Origin of the sequence: Streptomyces sp. NPDC005728, assembly GCF_040630895.1 — a bacterium.
Classification (GTDB): Bacteria; Actinomycetota; Actinomycetes; order Streptomycetales; family Streptomycetaceae; genus Streptomyces.
The window spans coordinates 1-20,319 of sequence record NZ_JBEXYL010000088.1 but is presented as its reverse complement, the minus strand read 5'-3'; the positions used below and the strand labels follow the sequence as shown (position 1 = coordinate 20,319).

The following is a 20,319-nucleotide window of genomic DNA, read 5'->3' as shown; positions in this document are numbered from 1 at the left end:
GCATCCTCCGTCCCGGGTTCCGTCAGGGGTCCAGGGCGCGATATTGCGTGTAGCGCAGTTTTTTGAGGACATCGCAGCCATCCACATCCCCCTGCCGACACCCGGGAGCGTGACCCCCGAGGATTGCTTCCCCGACGCCCTGGACCAGGCGCTCAATGACCGCAAGGAGTACGCCGGGAGTCTCGAGGCCATGTGCGACGAACTGGAGGAAGACCCCCTGCTGGTGGCGCGCCACGCCCGGCCACCGCCGCTGCGCGGCCACCACCTCAGCCGCGCCGCGCACATCGAGGTGTTCCAGCGGCTGGTCGGCGTCCGCGTCCAGCAGCCAGCGTCCGTGCCTAAGGCAGACCCGATGCCAACGCGGCAGGTAGCGCACCGCTCGCAGTGCCTGTCCGGTGCGCCGCGCGGTGCACAGCCGGCAGCCGAACGCGGCCGGACCCGCCACCGTGCCCGCCGCCCGCCACCGTGCCTGTGCCACCCCGGCCTCCCGGCCGGTGCTGATCTTGGGGTCGTCCATGGTGAAGGCAGGCAAAGCGCGCGCCAGTACCTTGGGCTCCACCCTGCACAGCTCGGCGAGCACCCGCCGCCCGGCCCCGTTGAGGACGACCTCCGCGTCCGCCCGCGCACCGCCGCCGTCGTCGTGCCGGGCGGGGGAGTTGCGGCATGTCCACAGCTGCAGCACACCGGCGGTCGGGAGACCGTAGCGGGCCGCCACACGGCTGATCAACGATGCGGTCAGCTCCCCGGCCAGCGGCACGGTCCGCAACACCCCCGCTGCCACACCACACCCCCGATGCCGTTTCCTGCTCCTGCTCAGTGCCAGCCCCACACGCGCCTCACAGCCAGCCCGCGGCCCATGCCTGGGTGGCTCGCGTCCGGCGGGCTGGCCGGGTTCCGAGGGCCGACTGCACAAGGCTAGAGGTCACCGCCCAACTTGCCGCCCTCGCCCACCGCTGAGTCACACAAGTAGGTGCTGGGCCTGTGGCCGGCGTCAGGTCAGTAGTCGAGGTCGAGGTAGTCGATGTCGTTGAGGGTGACGTCGGAGAGTCCCGTGGCGCGGGCTCCGCCGTCCTGGAAGTAGATTTCTTTGAATCCTTCGGCGATGATCTGGCGCATCTCCTGGTCGCTGGCACCCGTGTTGCGGGCGTCGAACAGGCGCTGCGCGTACGCCGGGGGGAGATGCACGGTCAGGCGCCGGAAGCGCCCGTCGTCGGTCGTGCCGACGGGTGCGGTGTAGCCGAAGCGGGCCCTCGTCTCCACGGTGATCCCGGTTGTGGTGGCGGCGTGCTTCTGCCGGCGTTTGCGGACCTGGGGCTGCCACCGCTGGCGTACCGCGTCGTCGATCCGGTCCGCGATCGCCTTGGGCGGGTGTTTGCGTTCGCCCTTGCGATAGCGCTCCACCGACCGTTGGCTGACCCCGATCTCCGCTGCGACGGCTTTGGTCGTCTTGAGCTGTTTCATCAGGAAGTTGATGCGTGCCTGGAGGGTCTTGGGCGGCTGGCGGGTGAACGCTCCCCGGTCGGCGCGTTCGATGGCGTCGTCGATCTCCCGGGCCACGGCTACTCTCCTTCGTCGAGGACGGCGTCGCCGCCCTTGATGTGGCGGGCGGGGTTGTAGCCCTGTTCCATGAGGTCGACCGCCCACAGCATCGACTGGACGCCCTCCAGCTTCGCCAGGCCCGGGGTGGGCCCGAGGCGGAACCCGCCGGGCTGCGGCCTGCCGGACGCGGCGTACGGCAGGAAGGCGAGCGGGCTGTCGCCGGGCGAGGGGTAGACGACGCAGTCGGAGAGCACGGCGAGCGGGTACAGGCCCGTCATCGTTGCCATGTTGCGCAGTTTGCGGTGCATGTTGATGCGGGCCTTGGAGATGACGGCGGCGCGGATGTCGGGGCGCCATGTCGGCCGCTGAAGGGCCGGCCACCGCTCGCCCTCCTTGTACTTCTTGCCCTGCGGGCGCTCGCGGAGCTTGCCGATGCCGCCCTTCACCGTGGCCTTGATGGCGGCCAGGACGGCCGCCATGCCCGGGTCGGTGTGAAAAATCCGTTAGCGATCACTAGATGGGTGATGTGCTGACCTGGGGATCTAGTGATCGTTTCAGGATTTCTTGCTCCGGTGTCGTGTGGCTCTGAGCTGGGGTTTCCGTGGAGGGCCGGAAGTCGGATCGGCTCTGAGGTGCGCGTTCAGTGATCGTCTCGGAATGTAGTGATCGTTGTGGGATTTCTATTTTGCTGCGTGGTTCGGGTGGCTTGGTTTGTGCTGGTCAGGGCCTATGGCGGATCGTGCCTGAGCGGAGGCTTGGGCCTCGCGGCGGCGGGGCCAAGCGCGTGGCCTTCCGGGTCCTGGTAGCTGTCCAATTAGCAGCGCAGTCGTACTCCCGGCTGCCCAACATCCCGGGGCAAGCTCAAGCGGCTCGGCCGACACGGAGTATCGCCGTCGGCGACCGCAGACCGATCAGCAGTGAGCATGGGCGCGCAGACCGCCGGTTCGGGTCGGGGCGGAGCTTGTCTCCCGCGGCTCCGCCCCGGCCCGCTACGCTGGCAGCAATACAGAGCGCTGGTAAGGAGTGGGGATATGGCGTCGCACGACGAGTGGACCGTCGACCGAGTTCATCATGCGCTGCCGCACAGCGCACTGAGGCAGCAGCTTTTGAGCGACGTGAACATGACGCCCATCGAGGACCTTCCCACACGCCTTGAGGGCTGGACGTTGGCCGCCCAGACGCTCGAGGCGGCACGGCCCGGCATCGAGGCGGTGCGCGCCTACGTCAAGCAGCACGGCCAGCTGCCCCCCGATCTGCAGGACGCGCCGGACATGACCGACGCCATTGTGGATGACGCACGGGGCCGGCGGGGCGCCGCGTGACCTACAGGCTCCACGTCCCCGCCGATCAGTACGACATCTACAAGGGCCTCCCCGATGAGGCACGCCGCGATATCGCGACATGCCTCGTCGACGCTGTCCAGGACCCGATCGGTGCCAGCGAGCCGTACGGTGAGGACGACGGGATCGTACGTACCGTCGCCCGAGGCCGCGCCGCCGTCGTCGTTCTCATCGGCGAGCAGACGCAGACGCTCACTGTTCTGGCGATCGCCTACGCGGGCTGACGCGGGATCCGCAAGCACTGGCCGCCCGGCTTTCCTCCATGCCCCACAGTTGGCCGACGCGTGAACGGCGGCCAGCGGTCGCGACCGCCGCTGCCGCGGCACCGTCGTGCGTTGCAGTGGCGATCAACGCGTCGTCGACCCGGGCCCGTCACCGTTCAGGCGGGGTGAACGCAGCTTCAGCCGTCGTGGCCTCGCCGAGACAACCACGGCCCTGCCCATCGCCTGCCAGCAACCGCTCCTCCTTGCCCGGCCCTTCACCAGGTCCCGCTGGCCGGCGCCTGCAGCTTGCGCCATGACGATGTCCCGGTGTCTGACGCTCCGGCGCATCGCTCTCCTCCGTCTGTGGTCCTGGTCCGCTCGGACCAGGACCGCGGCCTGTCACCGGTCAGTGGCGTGCACAGCGCTTCGGGCGGATCCGCCCGAAGCGGGTCAGCAGCAGGCCTCTACCCCTCCGTTTGCACCTTCGGGACCAAGAGCTGAGTCACGATCCGCTGCGGAGGTCGGGAGAACTCGTTGTCGTCCATTTGGGCCTCGGGGTGCACGAGCATGGTGACGGGCTGGCCACAAGAGGCCGGCCCCCGCGCTCCAAAGGGGGAGTACGTGAACGAGTACCAGTCGATGGCGGACTGCCTGGGCTGTTGTGAGGAGTCCGTTCGTCGGGCGGCGGTATTCCCGGCGAGCTGTGAGTCGCCGACCGGCCTGTACGCCGAAGCGGACCACTGGTGCTCACGTTGTTGGGCACACCGGGCCGAGTTCGAACGGTTCCATCTGCTCTACAGCCAGCGGCTGACCCGCTACGTGTCCGTCCGTCTCCGACACTTTCCGTACGACCAGCGGACGGTGGCGACCGAAGACGTGGTGGGTGAGACTGTCGAGGTGCTGTGGCGGGACCGGCACAAGCACCTTGTTCCCGAACGGGTCATGTACTCCATCGCCCGCTGTCTGGTAGCCCGCCGGTTCCCGCCGGGGAAGGAACCCCTCGCCTTGGAGGAGCCGCCCGAAGAGACGGCGGATCCCTTGGAGGATGTCGCGGACCTGGTCACGTTGGAGGGGGAGTTCGCCAAGCTCCCTGAGAAGACCCGCCGTTACCTCTACGAGCACAAGGGTCTCGGCAAGACCGCTGAGGAAGTCGCTGCCGAAGCCGGGGTCGCGAAAGGCACGGTCACGGTCAGTGTCTCGCGCGGACTTCGGGGCCTGCGCGATGCCTTCGAGATCCTCCGGATGGTCCTGGACCTAGTCCGACACATCCTGCCGGTCCTCGTTTTCATGTCGGAGTACGGCAGTAGTTCGGGGTGGTGGAGCTAGGCCGGGTGTCGGTGCCTGGCCCATACGAGAAGGTCTAGAAGTGGCCTAGGAGAGCCATCGGTCGGCGCGGCAGGCCTCGCGTAGGGGTGCACGCGCGCGTGGACCTGCGCAAGTTGCGCAGTCAGGGGGCGGAGTGTCCCGCCTCGCCCGACCGCTGACTGCCGCGACGCCTTCGGTGAAGTCGCAGTGACCGCTGTGCCGCCGCTTGTTCCGGTGGCGGTGCTGGCCTGGTTAAAGCTTGATCTCGAGGTCGATCAGGTCGGTGAGTTCGACTTCGAGGCCGTGGGCGCGGCGGCCGTTGTCGCGGAAGTAGACCTCGCCGAGGGCTTCGGCGGCGATCTGGCGGAGCCGGTCGTCGGTGAGACCGGCGTCCTGGGCCTGGAAGAGACGCGCGGCGTGGCCGGGGGGCAGGGCGAGGGTGAGGTGGCGTACGCGGGCGTCGTCGGTGCTGCCGGGGGCGGCGGTGTAGCCGAACCGGGCGCGGACGTCGATCATGATGCCGCCGGTGGTGGCCGCGGCCTGCTTGGCCTTGGCCCTGATCTGCGGCTGCCAGCGTGCGCGGACCTCGCCCTCAAGCCGGGCGGCGAGCTGCGGCCGGGGGGTTTTGATCTGGTTGTTCACGTACCGCTCGACGGTGCGCTGGCTGATGCCGAGCAGCTCGGCCACCGGCTTCGTCCGGCCGCCGTGCTGCTTGACGAGGTAGCGCATCTGCGCCCCGGCGGACTTCGGGATCGGGCGGGTGAACGCGCCCTGCACCGCCTTGTCGAGTTCTTCCCCGACCGTGACCATCGCCGTGATGCTCCCTATTCTCCGGTGTCCTTGGTGGTGATCTCGCCGGTCTTGATGTAGCGGGCGAGGTTGGCGACGTGGCCGTCGCCGGCGAGCTGTTCGAGCACGTTGGCGCCCCACAGCACGCTCTGGGTGCCCTCGTGCTTGACCATCCCGGGGGAGACGCCGAGCCGGAAGGAGCCGGGCACGGTCTTGCCGTCGGCGTCGTAGGGCAGGACGTGAAGCGGGCTGGGGCCGTCGGCGGCGTACACGGCGCAGTCCGAGAGCACCGCGACCGGATACCGGCCGGTGGCCGCCGCCAGGTGCAGCATCTTGCGGTGCATGTTGATCCGGGCCCGGGAGATGATGGTGGCGCGGATGTCGGGGCGCCAGGTCGGGCGGGCGAGGGCGGGCCAGGCCTGTCCCGGCTTCCAGCCGCCGCCGCGGGCCTTCTCCTGCAGCTTGCCGATGCCGCCCTTGACGGTCATCTTGATGGCGTCCACGACGATTCCCGCCTCCAGGTCACGGCTCTTGTAGCCGTCCATCGCGGTCAGGAACTCGTTGGGGGGCAGCTTCTCGGCGACACCCAGGTCCGCCATGGTGGCGACGTAGGCGTCGCGCAGCCGCTTGTACCAGCCGTCCAGGAACCGGCCGCTTTCGCGGCGCACCCACGCCTGAAGCGGGGTGACGTCGTAGCCGAGTTCGACGGCGTAGGCCACGGTGGGGGTGGCGTACCAGGCCGGGCCCTCGGGGCGCTGGCCGGTCGGTGTGAACGGGCTGGGCAGCAGATCACTGTTGAGGTCGCGCCACTGCTTGCCGACCTTCACTCGGTTCAGGTCGACGTGGGAGAGGTCGACCAGCCACGAGCCGGGCAGTGCCGCATCGAAAGCCGGGCCGGTGACGTGCACCGGCGGGGACGCCAGGCCGACGACGGCGCCGTTGGCGGCCGCGCCGAAGGCGAGGTTGACGTCGATGCCGACCAGGTGGCGCTTCATGCACTCGGCGTCGGTCAGGTCCCGTGCCCAGTCGTAGGCCTCCTCGAACAGCCGCTCGCCGGGGCCGCGCACGTGGAAGCGGGGCAGGTGCGCCAGGACGGGGTGCCCGTCGGTCGCCTCGCACGGCGCCGGATCCATCGGTTCCGTGCCCAGCGAGCCGGGCCGGTGTTCGGTATGCCGCTTACCCTCAGCGTCCGGTGCGCTGGCGCGGGTGGGCGGATTCAGTGCGGTCATCAGCTGCAGCCCGGTGACGGCCGTGGACCCGACCGGGGTCATCACCCGCACCGCATACACGCCCAGCACCCGGGCAAGTTCGGCTGGCTCGAGCTGGGCTGCGTGGCCCCAGGCGCGGTCGTCGAGGGCGTGCCAGGAGGGGATGCACAGCTGCACGCATTGGCGCCGCCTGCCGTGGGCGGGGCGGTAGATCCGCGCCCACGGCCCCAGCCCCCGCTTGGTCAGCTTCCACTCGGCGCGCTGAAGCTGCTTGATGACCTTGTGCCCCTCGGGGAGCCGTCCGGCGAGCCGCTCCTCGTGCGACAGTGTGGCGGGCAGGCCGTAGCGCTCGCACGCCGCCTCGGTGAGCACCAGCAGCGGGTCGCCGTCCTTGCCCGAACCGTGCAGCCGCTCCGCCCCCAACTGCGCCTCGGTCAGCGTCCACTCGACAAGGGCGGCCAGCGTCTTGGCGGGTACGTCGAGGATCAGTCCGCCGACGCCGTAGCCGGTCACCTGCCTGTCGGCGTCCGCGTCGAGGACGAGCAGCGGGCCGTGCGCGTACGCGCTGCCGGGCGCGCGGGTGTTCGCCGGGGCGGCCTTTTTCGCAGCGGAGCGGCGCGAGCCTTGCGGCGCCCGTTCGGCCCGCGGCTGCGACACGGCGGCCGGCGCGCCGACGGCCGCCGGGGGAGCGGTCGGGGGCTGCTCGGCCTCGGCCGCGGCAGCTTCCGCTGTCCCTCCGGCGGGCTGAGGCTGCGCTGCGGGCGCCGCGGTGGTGACGGTCTGCGGCGCCGCGGTGCCCTCCTGCGGGGCGCCGGTGCTTTCGGGGGCGGGGTAGAGCTGCGCGAGCTGCTTGAGCAGGCGTGCGTACGCCTCCCGCTCCGGCGGCCGGGGCTCGGTCCTGCCCGACTCCCAGCCGCCGACGGTCGCCCGGCGCACGTCCAGAGCAGCGGCCACCTCGTCCAGGGTGAGCGCGTGAGCCTGGCGCAGCCGCCTGCGCTCCGCCGGCGGCGGCAGCGGGGACCGGGACGCGACCAGCGCGTCGACCGCGTCGAACAACTCGGACATGGGGACACCTCCGTCTCCCACCCTACCCTGAAACGCTCCTATCACGTACCTGATGCGTACGGATTACGTACATTCAGCGTACCGATGGTGTTCGGGGTGGTAGGGTCCGCGCAGGCCTCTCTGCGATGGCCGCACCGCCTTTCCGGGCCCCGGCCACCGCCCGGAGGTTCTCCGCTTCGGGATCGAGGAAGAGCTGTCATGACTGTGGTGGAACTGCCGCGCCCCGGCCGCCCCGAGCGCTCTCGGCTCTTTCCCGACCAGGCCGAGGCCGTCTCGCGGTTGGCACGGCACCTGCGGCGCGCGGGCACACGGGCGCTGCACGTGTCGGCGACGGGGACCGGTAAGACGCTGGTGTCCATCCGGGTGGCGGACGAACTCGGCGCGCGGCTGGTGCTGTTCGTGGTGCCGACGCTGGATCTGGCGGCGCAGCAGGCACTGGCCTGGCGCCGGGACGGTCACCTGGAGCACATGGTGATCGTCTCCTCCCTGGACACCGCCGGTCGGGACGATCTGGTCGCCGCCCGCGTCATGTCGACCACCGACCCGCACGCGCTGGGCGGGCTGATGTCGGTGGTGGGGGCGGGCGAGGACCAGATCCCGGCATTGACGGTGATCTGCACCTACGACTCCCTGGACAAGATCGAGGAGACCCAGAGCACGGGGTACGCGGTACCGCCGTTCGACCTCGCGGTCATGGACGAGGCGCACCGGATCGCGGGCCGGGCCGACAAGAAGTGGGCCGTCGTCAACGACGCGAAGCGGATCCGCGCGGACCGCCGCCTCTACATGACCGCAACTCCCCGCATTTTCGCCGCTCCCGAGCTGGCGGAGTCCGCCGACATCACCCGCCCGCGCCGCAGCCGCACAGCCGGGCCGGACACGGACGTGGACGCGTTCGCCAACTCCATGGACAACGAGCAGGTGTACGGCAAGAAGGTCTTCGACTACCCGCTCGCGCAGGCGGTGGAGGACGGCCGGGCGGCGGACTACCGCATCGTGGTGCCCACCCTCACCGACGCCGACCTGCGCCGCCGCCTGAACCTGACCGCCCCCGCCACCACCCTTGGCGGCGACAGCGGTGGTGAGGAGCTGGACAGCGCGCTGCGCACCACCGCCCTGCACCTGGCCGTCCTGCGCGCCATGACCGAACACGGCCTGAAGAAGGTCCTGGTCTACTTCAACCTGGTCTCCGACGCCCGCCGCTTCGCCCGCGAACTGCCCCACACTCTGCGCCTGCTGGCCCGGACCGACCCCGACCTCGCGCCCGGCGTCGACCCGCAGCTGTTCTTCGCCCATGGCGAGCACACCCCCGAGCAACGCGCCGGCATCTTCGCCGGCTTCGCGGCCGCCGACTGCGCGATCCTGGCCAACTCCCGCCTGATCGCCGAAGGCGTCGACATCCCCAGCGTGGATGCCATCGTCTTCGCCGACCCCACCCGCAGTGTCATCCGCTGCGTCCAGGCCCTCGGCCGCGCCCTGCGCCTGGACGTGTCCGGCAAGACCGCCAGCCTCATCGTCCCCGTCTACGTCCCGCCCGGCGCCGACGGCGAGAACATCCTCGGTACCGCCTACGAACCCGTATGGGCGATCGCCTGCGCGCTGGCCAGTCACGACCACCGCATCCTCGAGCGCCTGCCCGACAAGGCCAACCGCCTCCCCAGGGAGACCAGTCAGGTCATCGAACGCCGCTGGCACTTCGACTTCACCGTGCACCCCGAGCGCATCGCCCGCGCCATGGACCTGGCCTCCTTCGACCCCCGTGACCCGGCCGTCTCCCGCTCCCGCCGCCTCGGGCTCGCCGCCGCCCAGTCCTACCGCGACCAGTACGGCCACCTCGACGTGCCCGCCGACTACGCCGACCCCACCGGCTACACCCTGGGCACCTTCATCACCACCATGCGCGACGCTGCGAAGGCCGGCCGCCTGGAAGCGGACTGGATCGCCGAACTCGACGCGCTCGGCATGATCTGGGACAAGCACGACGCCGCCTGGCGCTCCCGCCTCGCCGCCGCAGCCGACTACCAGCGCGCGCACGGCCACCTCGCCGCTCCCGCCACCATCCCCGTCGGCGCGTGGCTGGCCGAGCAGCGCCACCTCGCAGCCAAGAACACGCTCGATCAGGCCCGCGTCGACGCCCTGACTGCCCTCGCCCCCGACTGGCGCCTGCCGCACGGCGCGGACTGGCACCGCAAATACCACCTGCTGCGCGCCCACCTCGCCGACGGCGCCGACCCGGCCACGCTCACCTCAGGCACCCTCCTGGCCGGGGTGAAGATCGGCTCCTGGCTGCACCGCCAGCTCACCACCTGGCACACCCTCCACCCCGGCCAGCACCACTTGTTGACCTCCCTCGGCCTGACCCCCGAGAGCAACCCCATCGCCCCGGCCCGCCGCACCCGCCGCACCTTCGAACAGACCGTCCAGCTCCTGGAACTCTTCCTCCACCGCGAGGGCCGCGCCCCCGCCGCCCGCGAGAGCATCCGCGTCGACGGCGACACCGTCAAGATCGGCGCCTGGCTCGCCAAGGCCCGCACCAAGCACCGCACCGGCCAACTCCCCGACGAGCACGTCCGCCTGGTCGCCGCACTGTTCGACGGCGACTGGATGGCCGAAGACACTGCCCCCGCCGTCCTTGCGTAGGTGCTTGCCTGCGTCGTCTGCCGGGAGCGGCCAGGCGTGGAGGACCCTGTTACGCGTTCTCGGGCTCGGTGCCGGGGGCGGTGGTGTTCACCCATTGCTGTGCGGCGGCCAGGTTCTGGGCGGTGCCGGTCATCTCGTAGGTGAAGCCGTTCCAGGCGAGCAGGGCCCGGGGCTGGTCCGGGTGGACGTGGCCGGCGCCGCCGTGAAGTGGGCGCTGTTTGCGCCAGACGTCCATGGGCGGGCGTCGGCGGCGTTCGTATGCGGCGAGGGGGTTGCCGGGGTCGATGCCTGCCACGGCGCGGGACGGCTGGTCCGGTGGGCCCTCTCTGCGGTGCTTACCCATGAAGTTGATGGTGCCAGGCGGCGGTCGCGGCCGCCCGGACAGCGGCCGACAGGCGTGCCTGGGCGCGGACATCCTCCATGGCCGTGGTGCCACAGGCGGGCGGCGTCCGGCAGGCCGGCTTTCGCCGCGGTTTCGCCGGCCCGCTCCCGGGGGTGCGGAGTGTGGTGTTTGCGCCACTCTGGGCGGCCCATACGGTACTGGTCAGGACCCGTGCGGTGGGCGGATTCTTGCCTCTGCGGGAGCTGACCTGCTTCCGTTTCTCCGAGCAGGGAAGGGTTGAGCACATGGCGACAGCGGCCGCTCAGACACCGTGGGCGATGCGACTGGTCACCGACCGGCTGCCGGTCACCCCGCCGCCGTACGCGGCGGTGGTGCTGGATGGCGCTACGCAGAGGGCCCGCTACACCGACGCTGGGGGCCGCGTGGTGGAGATGGGCAAGCACGGCACCTCGAGGACCACTGGTACGGCGTCGACCTCGGGCGGCGGTGACGGGCAGAGTCCGCAGCCGCAGACGCAGGACGACAACACCACCGACTACGAGTCGGACTGACCCGGTGGCCTCCACCGTCCTGGTCTTAACCGCCCTGGAGGACGTCACCGCGGACCGGGTCATCGCCGTGCTGAACGAGCGGGAGGTGCCCGTGGTCCGTGTCGACCCCGCCGACATCGGGCCCGGCCTGGGTTTCGGTTTTGCGATCGGGCCGGGCCGCCCGGCCTGGGCGGGGCGGCTGTGTACGGGCAGCCGGGAGGTGGAGGTGGGGGAGGTGACGGCGGTGTACTACCGCCGCCCCACCCCGTACGCCGCCCGGTTCGCTCATCTGCCGCCACAGCCACGGGACTTCGCAGCCGCCGAGGCCCGGCACGGGCTGGGCGGCGTACTGAACCACCTGTCCCACGCCCGGTACGTGAATCATCCGGCGGCGGTGACGGCGGCAGACTTCAAGCCCGCCCAGCTGCAGCGTTTCGCCGAGCTGGGACTGCAGATCCCGCCGACGCTGGTCACCAACGACCCGGTGGCTGCGCGGAAGTTCGCCGCCGAGCACGGCCGCATCATCTACAAGACGTTCCGGGGCCTGCCCCGGGGCGAGGACGGGCACACCGGCGCGATCTGGGCCCAGCGCGTGGACGCCGACACCTTCGACGACACCCTCGCGGTGACCGCCCACCAGTTCCAGGCCGAGATCCCCAAGACCGGCGACGTACGGGTCACTGTGGTCGGGCAGCAGATATTCGCCCAGCGGATCGCCGCTCCGGACGGCGCGCTGGACTGGCGCCGCGGCGACTGGGACGAACTGATCCACGCCCCCATCGCCGTCCCCGGCCCGATCGAGGCTGCCCTGCACAGCTATCTGGCCTCCTTCGGCCTGGTCTTCGGCTGCTTCGACTTCGCCCTCACCGGTGACGGCGACGAGCCCGGCGACTGGTGGGCGATCGAGTGCAATCCGAACGGACAGTGGGGCTGGCTCCCGGACGCGCCCGCCATCACCACCGCGTTCGCCGACATCCTCACGCGACAAGGAGACCGGGCGCCATGAACAGGCCGGCCGACCTCGAGACCGACGCCGCAAGGCTGCGCGCAGCACTGGCCAGTACCGTCGCGGACAGCGGCGTCCTTGCCGATCCCGGCTGGCGGGCGGCAACCGCCGCGGTGTCCCGGCACCGGTTCGTGCCCGGCTTCTACCTGCCCGCCGACGAGCGCGACGATCGCGGGCTGACGGTGTGGGAACCGGTCACCGCCGAACTCGACCAGGACCGGTGGCTCGCCGCCGCATACTCCGATGCCACCCTCATCACACAGTTCGACGGTGAGGAACCCGACTGGAAGAACCCCCAGGTGCGGCACGGCGGGGCACCGACCTCCTCCTCCACCCTGCCCTCCCTGGTCGTGCGGATGTGGGCCGACGCCGACGTGCACGAGGGCCACACGGTCCTGGAGATCGGCACCGGCACCGGCTACTCCACCGCGCTGGCCTGCGAACGCCTCGGATCGGCCGGCGTCACCTCGGTCGAAGTCGACCCCTACCGCCTGGAGCAGGCCGCGAACGCCCTGTACGCCTGCGGATACACCCCGACCCTGGCGGTGGCGGACGGCCTGTACGGCTACTGGCCCGAAGCACCCTTCGACCGGATCGTCGCCGCCTGCTCCTTCCGCACCGTCCCGCCCGCCCTGATCGCACAGACCCGGCCCGGCGGGAAGATCCTGCTCACTCTCTCCGGCTGGCTTTACGGCTACGCCCGCGTCCTGCTCACCGTCACCGGCGACGGCACCGCCGAGGGACAGCTCCTGGGCGGCACCGTCTCCTTCATGTCCGCCCGCACCCACGCCGCACCCGCGTTCGGCAACCCTGCCCACTGGGCCGCAGACCTCCCGGGCAAGGGCCGGGCGGCCCGGCACAGCCCCGACCGGATCACCGCCGCGACCGAGGAGGCGTTCCACCTGCGCTTCCTCGCCCAGTGCGCCGTTCCCGCCGCGCAGATGACAGCCGTCGGCGAGATGGTGCACCTGGTCGACGTCGTCACCGGATCTGCCGCCGCCCTCACCTTCGCAGACGGCGGTTGGCAGGTGCGTGAGAGCGGAGAGGTGAGGCTGTGGAGCCTCATCGAGGAGGTCCTGGACGCCTACGACGCCGCCGACGCCCCTGGGCCGCAGACCTTCGCGCTGCACGTCAATGGCACCAGCCAGTACCTGGCACACCTGCAGCTGCCCGGTCTGCCGCTGCCCAGCCCCTGACCCGGCTTGACCCCCAGCGTCCGGTGTCCGGGCTGGGAAGGCGCCAGCCGTCCCCGGCCGCCGGTCTCCGCGACGACGGCGACGGCGAGCTCTGCTTGCCGTCGGACGGTTGAAGCAGGGGGCGGCCGGGACCAAGGGCCGTCACTGGTCCGGGGCGCCTCCGCCTTCGTGGTGGCTGCCGGGCTGGGCACCGGGCGGCGGGGGCCCAGGCTGGTAGGAGGCATGGATGCCCGCCACCGCCTTCTGCCAAGCCGCCTGGGCGGCAGATCCGTCGCCTGGCTGCCGGGCCAGGTGCCGGTAGTGCGGGTGCGGTATCCCACTGCCGGTGGTGATCAGGGCTGCCAGCGGCTGCCCGGCACGGGTGGGGGCACAGGCCGCCTTCAGGACCCGGCGTTGCTGCTCCTCGTTCAGCTCTCGCAGCCCCTTGACCTGCGTGCACAACAGCTCGAAGGAGATGGTCTTGCCGAGCCGGGCGGCGTGTTCGAGGACGTCGCGTGCGCCGTCCGCGATCAGGTTGAGCCGGGAAGGATGGGTGGTGGGGATGCCCTCGCGGCGCGTGTGTTTCGGCTTGCGCTTCGCCTCTGGCGCGGGCTCCTGCCCGGCAGCGGGGGGCAGCGACGGCGCCGGCAGCGCCTTGCCTCTTCCGGGCGCCGCCTGTGCGATGCCGTTCTTCCAGACGGTGATCTGCTTGCGCTGCCGTGCGGTCAGCCAGGGATCGGCCTGGCGTGCCTTGACCTCCAGCTGGGCGACTAGGCGCTGCTGCTCGCCAGGGAAGAAGTGGCCGCGGCGCCGGTCGAGGGCGTCCAGCAGGTCGGCGACTGCCTCGGCCGCGCGCCGTGCCTCGCCGGCCGCCGCGGAGCCTGTCCTCGCCGGCCGGGGCTCGGGCCGTGACAGCCGTCTGCGTGGGGAGCTTGCGGGTGGCGCGCTGACGCCCACACCGCGCTCCTTGCGCAGCAGCAGGTCGGTGGCGCGGCGCAGCAGCTCGTTCTCCACCGCGCTCGCGCCGCCACGCACGGCGGCCTCCGCGCGGGTGAGACAGTGGCGCAGCTCGCGCACTGACTGGTCTGTTTCGACGGCCTGCTGCAGGGCGGCGAAGGCCTCCGCGCGGTCGTCGTGCGTCTGAACAGCGGCCACCGGCCGGGCCGCAGGCGCAGGCTTGGCCGGTGCGGCGCGGGGCGGGACGATGCCGAGGGGGCGGACGGTGCCGCGCAGCCGTCGTACTTCCTCCACGGCCGGGGTGGACAGCCCCCATGGCATGAGGCGGCATTCGTCCAGGTGGAACCACTGGGTGCCGTCGTGGGGCTGGGTGCCGACCAGGACGCGGCGGCCGCTGGCGTCGGTGTCGCATCGGATGCGCAGCACATAGCCGTCGATGGTCAGCCGGTGCGGGTCGTGCGCGACCTGCGTGCCGAGCAGCAGCTGCGTGCCGTCCACGGCCGCGGGCAGTGTGGCCTGCGTATCGAGCAGCACCCGCAGGCATCCGTGGCCGCCCGGTTCGAAGAGCACCTCCCCGCCGACCCGGTCGACGTTGTCCGGGATGCTCGTGCGGGCGGTGACGGACTGACTGGCCAGCCAGGCCAGGATCTGCTGCTTGATGTAGAGGTGGTCGGCGCTGGCGACACCCACTGCAGCCCGGTGGCACGGGCCCCGTCCGGGGTCGGGGATGTGGGCGAAGTGGCAGACCCGGTCCTCGTATGTCTTGATCGTCAGACGGCCTCCGCACCCGCCCAGCCACCGTCCGCACCAGAAGGTGTCCGCCGCGTGCGAGTGGCGGAACAGCGCCACCTCGCCGGCCTGTATGGGCAGCACGACGGGTATCTCCGACTCGGTATGGCCGATCACCGCCGTCTGCACCAAGCGCTGGTCCCGCGGCACGCCACCTCCCGGCTCTGGACGGTCTGCTGCCCCCTCAAGTGTCCTACGCCGGCCTGCGGTTGGAGAGCCAGTGCCACACCCCAACTCTATTGCGTGTAGCGCAGTTTTTTGCGATTGTCGTAATCATGGATCTGATTGAGGACATTGCAGCCATCCACATCCCCCTGCCGACACCCGGGAGCGTGACCCCCGAGGACTGCTTCCCCGACGCCCTGGACCAGGCGCTCAAAGACCGCCAGGAGTACGCCGGGAGTCTCGAGGCCATGTGCGACGACCTGGAAGAAGACCCCCTGCTGGTGGCCCTCGGCAACGCCCGCGCCCGCAAGGAGGCCGCCGAGACGGAGATCCGCCAACTCCTCGCCTATGCGCGCGAGTTCCACGGTGACCGCCCCTACAAGCTCGAACCGCTTGCCGAGGCCAGCGCCATGTCCGTCTCCGGCATCCGCACCGCCTACAAGACCAGCGAACTCGACGCCGTCACCCTGCAGGTCGGCAGGAACCCCGACAGCCGCCGCACCCGGCTCCCGGCCGACAAAGACCGCTCATGACCGGCGAGCCTTCCGTCTCCGCGCCGGGTCAAGGCTGCACCTGCCCGCATCCGTGGCACAGCCTGACCACAGTCATCGAGGGCATCACCCATGGGGTCGTGCCCGCGCCCGCGCACACCCCCGCCCTCTACCTCGCCCATTGCACCGGATGCGGCGCCCTCTACACCGGCCCATGGAAACGCCTCAACTCCTTCTTCCACGCCGCCTGAGAAGGCCCAACCGCGGTCAAAGGGGTGCGCCGCCGCTTGACGAGCGGCTGCGGCGGCGACCAGGCGGAGGAGGAGTGGCATGCCGGCCCTGTTCCCGACCCGACGACCTGGCGCTGACGGCAGGCGGGGTGAGGCATCGGTACAGGACCGGTTGCGGCCAACCAGGGCACACGCCGGCTTGCGACCGCAGGCAAGGCCCCGCCCGCGGTCGCAACGGTACGCAGGCCCACGTCAGCGGCCAGCGGGGTTTCCCACCTCGTCCACCAGCTCGGCATCGTCATCGCTGTCACCGTCGGCCTTCATCACACTGATAGCGAGCACACGCCGCGCGGCGGCCATGGCAATGGAGGCTGTGGGATGCGCAGCAGACCCGCAGAGCGTGGCGAGGCCCTCGCCGAAGTCGGAGCCGCGCATGTCGGCCATCCCGTCGGTGTACAGCATCAGCCGGTCGAAGCGACCAGCCGCAGAACTGGTGCCTTCATGTGCTGTTGAACTTGCGTCACACGCGCGCGCGGCGACGCCCAGCACATGCCAGGCGCCGCTCCAGCTCTCCGGGCCGGCACCGTCCTGACTGTCCCGCTCCTGTGGCAAACGCAACCAGTGCCTGATCCCAGAGCCGTTCTCGCACTCCAAGACCAGCACGATGGTGTGGGTGAACGACAGTGGCCCTCGTGACAGCTTTTCGAGAGCTCTGCGTCCCGGCCGCGTGGGCAGCCTGCGTGCAGATCCATCGACGGCGTCCCGGAACATGCCGTCGGCCACCGTAGGGCGGATGCACTCCGCGAGCGTCAGAGTCTCCTCCATGTGCCGGTAGAAGAAGTCCCACCCGAGCTGGGTGTCCGCTCTGTTCGGGCCACCGACGCGCCGCTGTGCCCTGCTGCGGATCTGAGCGGCCCCCTCCTGTGCCTCGTCGATGATCAGTAGCGCCTCCTCCTGAGCCTTGGCCAGCATCTCGCGGGCGCCACGCCGGGCCCTCTCATCAATCTCCGCGACCTCCGACCGGACACGCTCAGACACCTGCCGCGCCTCGGCCAGCAACTCCGCAACCTTCTTGCGGTCCTGCTTGGTCTCCAGCACGATCTCCGCGCAGGCAGCCGCCGTGTTTTCAGCCTGCCGCCGCGCCTCGGCGAGGATCGCATCGGCCTCGCGCTGAGCCTGCGCGGTGATCCGCTCGGCCTGCCGCCGGGCAGCTGCCGCCATCCCGGCGTACAGGTTCTCCATCACCGGGTCCCACACCTGGTCGCCCTTGAACCGGTGGTTGCCGTCGACCACGCGCATGGCAGGAGGCGACGGGATCGTCTGGCAGGGCACGGCGTCTGCAGCGGTCTGGGCGCCGCCGAGGGCGGCCAGGTCCGCGAATCCGTCGAGCGTCTGCCGCAGGGCGATTTCTTCAAGGGTCTGTGCGGCGCCGGGGATGTGGTGGCCGGCGGCCACTCGAAGCCACCGCCGTGCCGCCTCGTAGTCGCCGCGGTCGAGGTACTCCTGGCCCAGGGCGTACGCCTCGTGCCCGAGCGCCACCTCCTCGGCCTGTGTCTGCAGCCGGGCACGCTCGTCCGGGCTGTGGCTCTTCAAGCGGTTCATGACCGCGGCGAAGCCCTCCGCCTTCTCGGCGGCACTCAGCGTGGGCTCCTGCCGCATACCGTCCTCGTGCTCCCAGGGGGTCACCCGCGCACCTCCTTCGCCATCCCGGCGCTCCTGTAGGCGTCCATGCCCGGCGCCTGCCGCAGGGCTTCCCGCGCCTTATCCAAGATCTTCTTCATGTTGTGGACGCTCTCGCCGAGTACATCCGCACACTCGGCGACCGACAGATCGGCCCCGTACTTCAGCAGCAGAGCCTGCCGTTCCCGCTCGGTCAATGTGTCCAGCGCCTTGCGAAGATCATGGCGCCGCTCCACGGCCGCGAAAACATCGCCGTCCGTCCCGCCGACAAGTTCCTCAAGATCGCTCGGTTCGATCGTCAGCAACCGTCCCCGCCGACGCAGGTAGTCGTACAGACGACATTTGGCGATCCGATACAGCATCCCAATCGGCTCGGCTTGGTCCGGGTGCTCCTGCCACCAGGTGAAGAACTGCTCGAAAACAAGATCGGCTAATTCCCGGGCATCGTCCCGGCTCGTCCTGCTCGACATGAAGCCGAACAGCTTGTCGACATGCGAGTGGTAGAACTCGCCGAACTCCGCCTCGCTGAGCACCACAGGAGCGGCCCCTGCCGTCCCGGGGGGCCCGGCCATACCAAGGCCGGGCCCCACCATGCCTGACTGATCCTGCAGGGTCACCGGCGCCGCCTCGCCGCGACCGTACGCCCGGTCAGCGGCGCCGCGACCTCGACGGGTGCCTCACGGGCTGCCACGTCCGAAGCAGTGCCCGTGAGCGACCAGACGCCGGCCGCACCGCCGTGGTGCACCTGCACCTCACGGCCTCCCTCGGCGACCCCGCTCACCATCTCGGCCAGCAGCTCCTGCTCACGCTCCCGACGCCGCTCCCGGGCCAGCTGCACCCGCCTCCACTCGCGCGCCCCGATCGCGACCACCGCGATCAGAGCGGCACCCACCCCCTCAGGCACCAGCATCCCCTGCACCCTCTCCACCGCCCCGTTCCTCGTCGAACTCGCCTGTCACCCCCTACATCGCGTGAGCGCCCCAAGGCGGGTACCGAATCCTTCAAGATCTTTTAGCCGGACCGTTCACCAGGGCCGTCGTCCCCACAACCGTCCGCCTCCGGCACGCCGTTCGCCAGTTCGCGCAGGGTGAGGATCCACGTCTCGCCGAAGCCGACGGCTCCCGTCTCGTCGCCGGGGATGTGGAAGATGGCCGGGTCCTGCGCGAGCTGCTCCATCAGCGTCTCGTACAGGTTGTCGAAGAACGGCTCGAGGCAGGCCCCCAGGGACTCGGCGAACTGCCTGGGGGAGGGGCTGATGGCGATGACGTGGTCCAGGACCGGGAACATGCCCCATTCGTCGATCCGTTGCCGCAGCGCGGCCTGTGCCGGCGTGTCCGGCATCAGCAGCCCGTGCATCACGTACAACCCGTAGAACCCGCTCAGGCCGACCAGCACTGTCCGCGCCCGCACCAGCTCCTCATCACTGGTTAGTTTCACCGGCCCCACCATGTCCGCATGCTGCTGGAGCAGCCCCCAGTCCACTGGCGGCCCCTCACCGCGCTCGGCCGCACCCAGCATCTGCGCCCAGTCCTCGACCGTCAGCCCGAACATGCCGAACGCGGCGAACGCCTCGGCCAGCGCCTCCGCCCCGACCTCCTGCGCTCCCAGGCCGATCGCGGCGGCCAGGTGCACCATGCTCCTGGAGCCCGGCCCCTCCGCCTCGACCGGCACGTCCTCACCGGCTTCGAGCGCCGCCCGCACCAGGGCGGGATTCCCCGCCCCGCGGTAGGGCCCCGTGAGCCGGCCGGCGAGCGCATACAGCGCATCCTGCCCCTCCTCACCCGCCCCGGCAGCGCTTCGTGCAAACTCCACCAGCCGATGCGACACCGACCTTTCCAGCACCCACACAAGGGCCTGACGCACGGCGCCGATCGGGGGCTCGGGCACCTGAACCGCCCCCGGCTGCACAGGCGGCATGCCGGCCTCAGCGAACCACTCCAGCACCGCCAGCCGACGATCCCGCCCCTGCCGAAGATGCCGCGCCAGCGCAGCCGCGCTCTCCACCACCACCGGATCGACCGCGTCCACCACCGACCCCCGGCCACGCCCGAGCCCCCGCCGCCGATGCCGCGGCAACAACCCCGCCCGCCGCCAGCTCTCCAACTGGCTCACCGTCACCACCACCTCCCGCGAAGCGAGTTCACGCACCACCTGCAGATCAGCCGGACTCGGCGCTCCTCGTGCCATGCCCACCATTACAACCCCGAGAAGTGCTATTTCCGGCGGAATTCCGCCTCTGGCTCACTGGTCTCCAGCACCACCCAGCAACCCGCCAACTCCAAGGAACCCGCCCGACCATGACCCCAGAGCACCGAACCCGCGCCCGCACCAGGACAGCCACCGCCCTCACCACCGTGCTCCTCACCATCACCATCGCAGGCGCTCTCCACCACCTCGGCCACCTGGAGAGCCTTCTGATCGCTCTCACAGCCGCGCTCGGCGCCATCACCGCCACCCTCGCCCTGGCCGCAGCCTTCGCCCCCACCACCGCCACCCGCACAGCAGCCCGCAACACCCTCGACCTCCTGCTGCGCCTGGTGCCCTGGTACACACCCCGAAGCTGACAGCAAGGGCAGGAGAACAACCTGGATGTCTGTGCAGCGAAGCGGAACTGACATCACCTCACCCATCCGAATCTCCAGCCCGGAGGCACACTCCCCGAATCCGGATTCACCGAAAGTTCTGCACGAAGGCAACACCCACCCCTGGCTCCCTTGCAGCCAGCCGCCCGCGAAGCGGGCCGGGTCCTGGAGCGCAGCGGACGGACCCTCAAGGCCCCGGGAACCGTTAGAACGTAAGAGCACACGACTGAACTCAAGTCACACTAGTATTCATCTCTTAAGCCGTCTTAAGCTTGAAAAAAT

At 70.6% G+C, this 20,319-nt stretch carries 20 protein-coding genes and 1 pseudogene; 10 read left to right on the top strand and 11 right to left on the bottom strand.

The annotated features are described in order from the left end of the window. Positions 1-22: 22 nt before the first annotated feature. The 3 genes and pseudogenes from ABZ471_RS37705 to ABZ471_RS37695 form a co-directional block, all read right to left on the bottom strand. Complete coding sequence (locus ABZ471_RS37705; protein WP_359073029.1) at positions 23-781, bottom strand: TniQ family protein; 759 nt, start codon at positions 779-781, stop codon at positions 23-25. 215 nt (positions 782-996) lie between these two features. Further along, complete coding sequence (locus tag ABZ471_RS37700) at positions 997-1,557, bottom strand: XRE family transcriptional regulator (RefSeq protein ID WP_359073027.1); 561 nt, start codon at positions 1,555-1,557, stop codon at positions 997-999. A gap of 2 nt (positions 1,558-1,559) precedes the next feature. Further along, positions 1,560-2,027: pseudogene (locus ABZ471_RS37695) on the bottom strand (transcriptional regulator); the annotation flags it as partial. A 543-nt stretch (positions 2,028-2,570) separates the two neighbouring features. On the opposite strand from ABZ471_RS37695, the gene ABZ471_RS37690 reads away from it, so the two are divergent. The 3 genes from ABZ471_RS37690 to ABZ471_RS37680 all read left to right on the top strand — a co-directional run bounded on the left by ABZ471_RS37690 (position 2,571) and on the right by ABZ471_RS37680 (position 4,408). After that, positions 2,571-2,861 carry a hypothetical protein gene (locus tag ABZ471_RS37690; RefSeq protein ID WP_359073026.1) on the top strand — a complete coding sequence of 97 codons (291 nt, stop codon included), beginning with the start codon at positions 2,571-2,573 and terminating at the stop codon, positions 2,859-2,861. Continuing rightward, positions 2,858-3,103 (top strand): hypothetical protein, encoded by a 246-nt coding sequence (locus ABZ471_RS37685; protein ID WP_359073024.1) that lies wholly within the window; start codon positions 2,858-2,860, stop codon positions 3,101-3,103. Before ABZ471_RS37690 ends, ABZ471_RS37685 begins: the two co-directional genes overlap by 4 nt. A gap of 600 nt (positions 3,104-3,703) precedes the next feature. Further along, complete coding sequence (locus tag ABZ471_RS37680) at positions 3,704-4,408, top strand: hypothetical protein (protein WP_359073023.1); 705 nt, start codon at positions 3,704-3,706, stop codon at positions 4,406-4,408. 231 nt (positions 4,409-4,639) lie between these two features. On the opposite strand, the gene ABZ471_RS37675 is transcribed toward ABZ471_RS37680, so the two are convergent. Then, on the bottom strand, positions 4,640-5,197 hold the full coding sequence (locus ABZ471_RS37675; protein WP_359073022.1) for an XRE family transcriptional regulator: 558 nt from the start codon (positions 5,195-5,197) through the stop codon (positions 4,640-4,642). Between the two features lie 14 nt (positions 5,198-5,211). Further along, positions 5,212-7,449, bottom strand: a complete 2,238-nt coding sequence (locus ABZ471_RS37670; protein ID WP_359073020.1) for a helix-turn-helix transcriptional regulator — start codon at positions 7,447-7,449, stop codon at positions 5,212-5,214. 198 nt (positions 7,450-7,647) lie between these two features. On the opposite strand from ABZ471_RS37670, the gene ABZ471_RS37665 reads away from it, so the two are divergent. Then, entirely contained in the window at positions 7,648-10,089 is a 2,442-nt protein-coding gene (locus ABZ471_RS37665) for a Helicase associated domain protein (RefSeq protein WP_359073019.1), read from the top strand. Positions 10,090-10,138: 49 nt separating this feature from the next. Here ABZ471_RS37665 and ABZ471_RS37660 read toward each other — a convergent pair whose 3' ends face one another. Beyond that, positions 10,139-10,432 carry a DUF6087 family protein gene (locus ABZ471_RS37660; RefSeq protein WP_359073017.1) on the bottom strand — a complete coding sequence of 98 codons (294 nt, stop codon included), beginning with the start codon at positions 10,430-10,432 and terminating at the stop codon, positions 10,139-10,141. A 284-nt stretch (positions 10,433-10,716) separates the two neighbouring features. On the opposite strand from ABZ471_RS37660, the gene ABZ471_RS37655 reads away from it, so the two are divergent. From ABZ471_RS37655 to tgmC, 3 genes are read left to right on the top strand one after another with little or no spacing between them, the layout of a single operon-like run. Then, positions 10,717-10,983 carry a putative ATP-grasp-modified RiPP gene (locus ABZ471_RS37655; RefSeq protein ID WP_359073015.1) on the top strand — a complete coding sequence of 89 codons (267 nt, stop codon included), beginning with the start codon at positions 10,717-10,719 and terminating at the stop codon, positions 10,981-10,983. Positions 10,984-10,987: 4 nt separating this feature from the next. Next, a complete protein-coding gene (tgmB, locus tag ABZ471_RS37650) occupies positions 10,988-11,968 on the top strand; it encodes an ATP-grasp ribosomal peptide maturase (RefSeq protein WP_359073014.1) in 981 nt (326 codons plus the stop codon). After that, positions 11,965-13,164, top strand: coding sequence for an ATP-grasp peptide maturase system methyltransferase (gene tgmC / locus ABZ471_RS37645; protein ID WP_359073012.1), 1,200 nt, complete (start codon positions 11,965-11,967; stop codon positions 13,162-13,164). Before tgmB ends, tgmC begins: the two co-directional genes overlap by 4 nt. Before the next feature lie 141 nt (positions 13,165-13,305). Here the strand turns inward: tgmC and ABZ471_RS37640 are convergent, their stop codons facing one another. Then, positions 13,306-15,039 (bottom strand): hypothetical protein, encoded by a 1,734-nt coding sequence (locus ABZ471_RS37640; protein WP_359073010.1) that lies wholly within the window; start codon positions 15,037-15,039, stop codon positions 13,306-13,308. A 125-nt stretch (positions 15,040-15,164) separates the two neighbouring features. Here ABZ471_RS37640 and ABZ471_RS37635 point away from each other — a divergent pair, with 125 nt between their 5' ends. Continuing rightward, positions 15,165-15,587 (top strand): hypothetical protein, encoded by a 423-nt coding sequence (locus ABZ471_RS37635; RefSeq protein WP_359073008.1) that lies wholly within the window; start codon positions 15,165-15,167, stop codon positions 15,585-15,587. Next, positions 15,584-15,796, top strand: a complete 213-nt coding sequence (locus ABZ471_RS37630) for a hypothetical protein (protein WP_359073006.1) — start codon at positions 15,584-15,586, stop codon at positions 15,794-15,796. Before ABZ471_RS37635 ends, ABZ471_RS37630 begins: the two co-directional genes overlap by 4 nt. 231 nt (positions 15,797-16,027) lie before the next feature. On the opposite strand, the gene ABZ471_RS37625 is transcribed toward ABZ471_RS37630, so the two are convergent. From ABZ471_RS37625 to ABZ471_RS37610, 4 genes are all read right to left on the bottom strand, one after another. Further along, positions 16,028-17,461 (bottom strand): hypothetical protein, encoded by a 1,434-nt coding sequence (locus ABZ471_RS37625; protein WP_359073005.1) that lies wholly within the window; start codon positions 17,459-17,461, stop codon positions 16,028-16,030. Next, on the bottom strand, positions 17,458-18,072 hold the full coding sequence (locus ABZ471_RS37620) for a sigma-70 family RNA polymerase sigma factor (protein WP_359073004.1): 615 nt from the start codon (positions 18,070-18,072) through the stop codon (positions 17,458-17,460). The genes ABZ471_RS37625 and ABZ471_RS37620 overlap by 4 nt, the downstream gene beginning before the upstream one ends. Next, positions 18,069-18,365, bottom strand: coding sequence for a hypothetical protein (locus ABZ471_RS37615; RefSeq protein WP_359073002.1), 297 nt, complete (start codon positions 18,363-18,365; stop codon positions 18,069-18,071). Before ABZ471_RS37615 ends, ABZ471_RS37620 begins: the two co-directional genes overlap by 4 nt. Positions 18,366-18,466: 101 nt before the next feature. Further along, the gene (locus ABZ471_RS37610; RefSeq protein ID WP_359073001.1) at positions 18,467-19,642 is read right to left on the bottom strand and encodes a hypothetical protein; all 1,176 of its coding nucleotides are present in this window, start codon (positions 19,640-19,642) and stop codon (positions 18,467-18,469) included. Between the two features lie 110 nt (positions 19,643-19,752). Here ABZ471_RS37610 and ABZ471_RS37605 point away from each other — a divergent pair, with 110 nt between their 5' ends. Continuing rightward, positions 19,753-20,019 (top strand): hypothetical protein, encoded by a 267-nt coding sequence (locus tag ABZ471_RS37605; RefSeq protein WP_359073000.1) that lies wholly within the window; start codon positions 19,753-19,755, stop codon positions 20,017-20,019. Positions 20,020-20,319 lie beyond the last annotated feature (300 nt).

Excerpts from the sequence above, each read along its gene's own strand:
- ABZ471_RS37690 (WP_359073026.1), top strand. The coding sequence starts at position 2,571 with ATGGCGTCGCACGACGAGTGGACCGTCGACCGAGTTCATCATGCGCTG.
- ABZ471_RS37675 (WP_359073022.1), bottom strand. The coding sequence starts at position 5,197 with ATGGTCACGGTCGGGGAAGAACTCGACAAGGCGGTGCAGGGCGCGTTC.
- ABZ471_RS37670 (WP_359073020.1), bottom strand. The coding sequence starts at position 7,449 with ATGTCCGAGTTGTTCGACGCGGTCGACGCGCTGGTCGCGTCCCGGTCC.
- ABZ471_RS37665 (WP_359073019.1), top strand. The coding sequence starts at position 7,648 with ATGACTGTGGTGGAACTGCCGCGCCCCGGCCGCCCCGAGCGCTCTCGG.
- ABZ471_RS37660 (WP_359073017.1), bottom strand. The coding sequence starts at position 10,432 with ATGGGTAAGCACCGCAGAGAGGGCCCACCGGACCAGCCGTCCCGCGCC.
- ABZ471_RS37655 (WP_359073015.1), top strand. The coding sequence starts at position 10,717 with ATGGCGACAGCGGCCGCTCAGACACCGTGGGCGATGCGACTGGTCACC.
- tgmC (WP_359073012.1), top strand. The coding sequence starts at position 11,965 with ATGAACAGGCCGGCCGACCTCGAGACCGACGCCGCAAGGCTGCGCGCA.
- ABZ471_RS37635 (WP_359073008.1), top strand. The coding sequence starts at position 15,165 with ATGGATCTGATTGAGGACATTGCAGCCATCCACATCCCCCTGCCGACA.
- ABZ471_RS37630 (WP_359073006.1), top strand. The coding sequence starts at position 15,584 with ATGACCGGCGAGCCTTCCGTCTCCGCGCCGGGTCAAGGCTGCACCTGC.
- ABZ471_RS37615 (WP_359073002.1), bottom strand. The coding sequence starts at position 18,365 with ATGCTGGTGCCTGAGGGGGTGGGTGCCGCTCTGATCGCGGTGGTCGCG.
- ABZ471_RS37610 (WP_359073001.1), bottom strand. The coding sequence starts at position 19,642 with ATGGCACGAGGAGCGCCGAGTCCGGCTGATCTGCAGGTGGTGCGTGAA.
- ABZ471_RS37605 (WP_359073000.1), top strand. The coding sequence starts at position 19,753 with ATGACCCCAGAGCACCGAACCCGCGCCCGCACCAGGACAGCCACCGCC.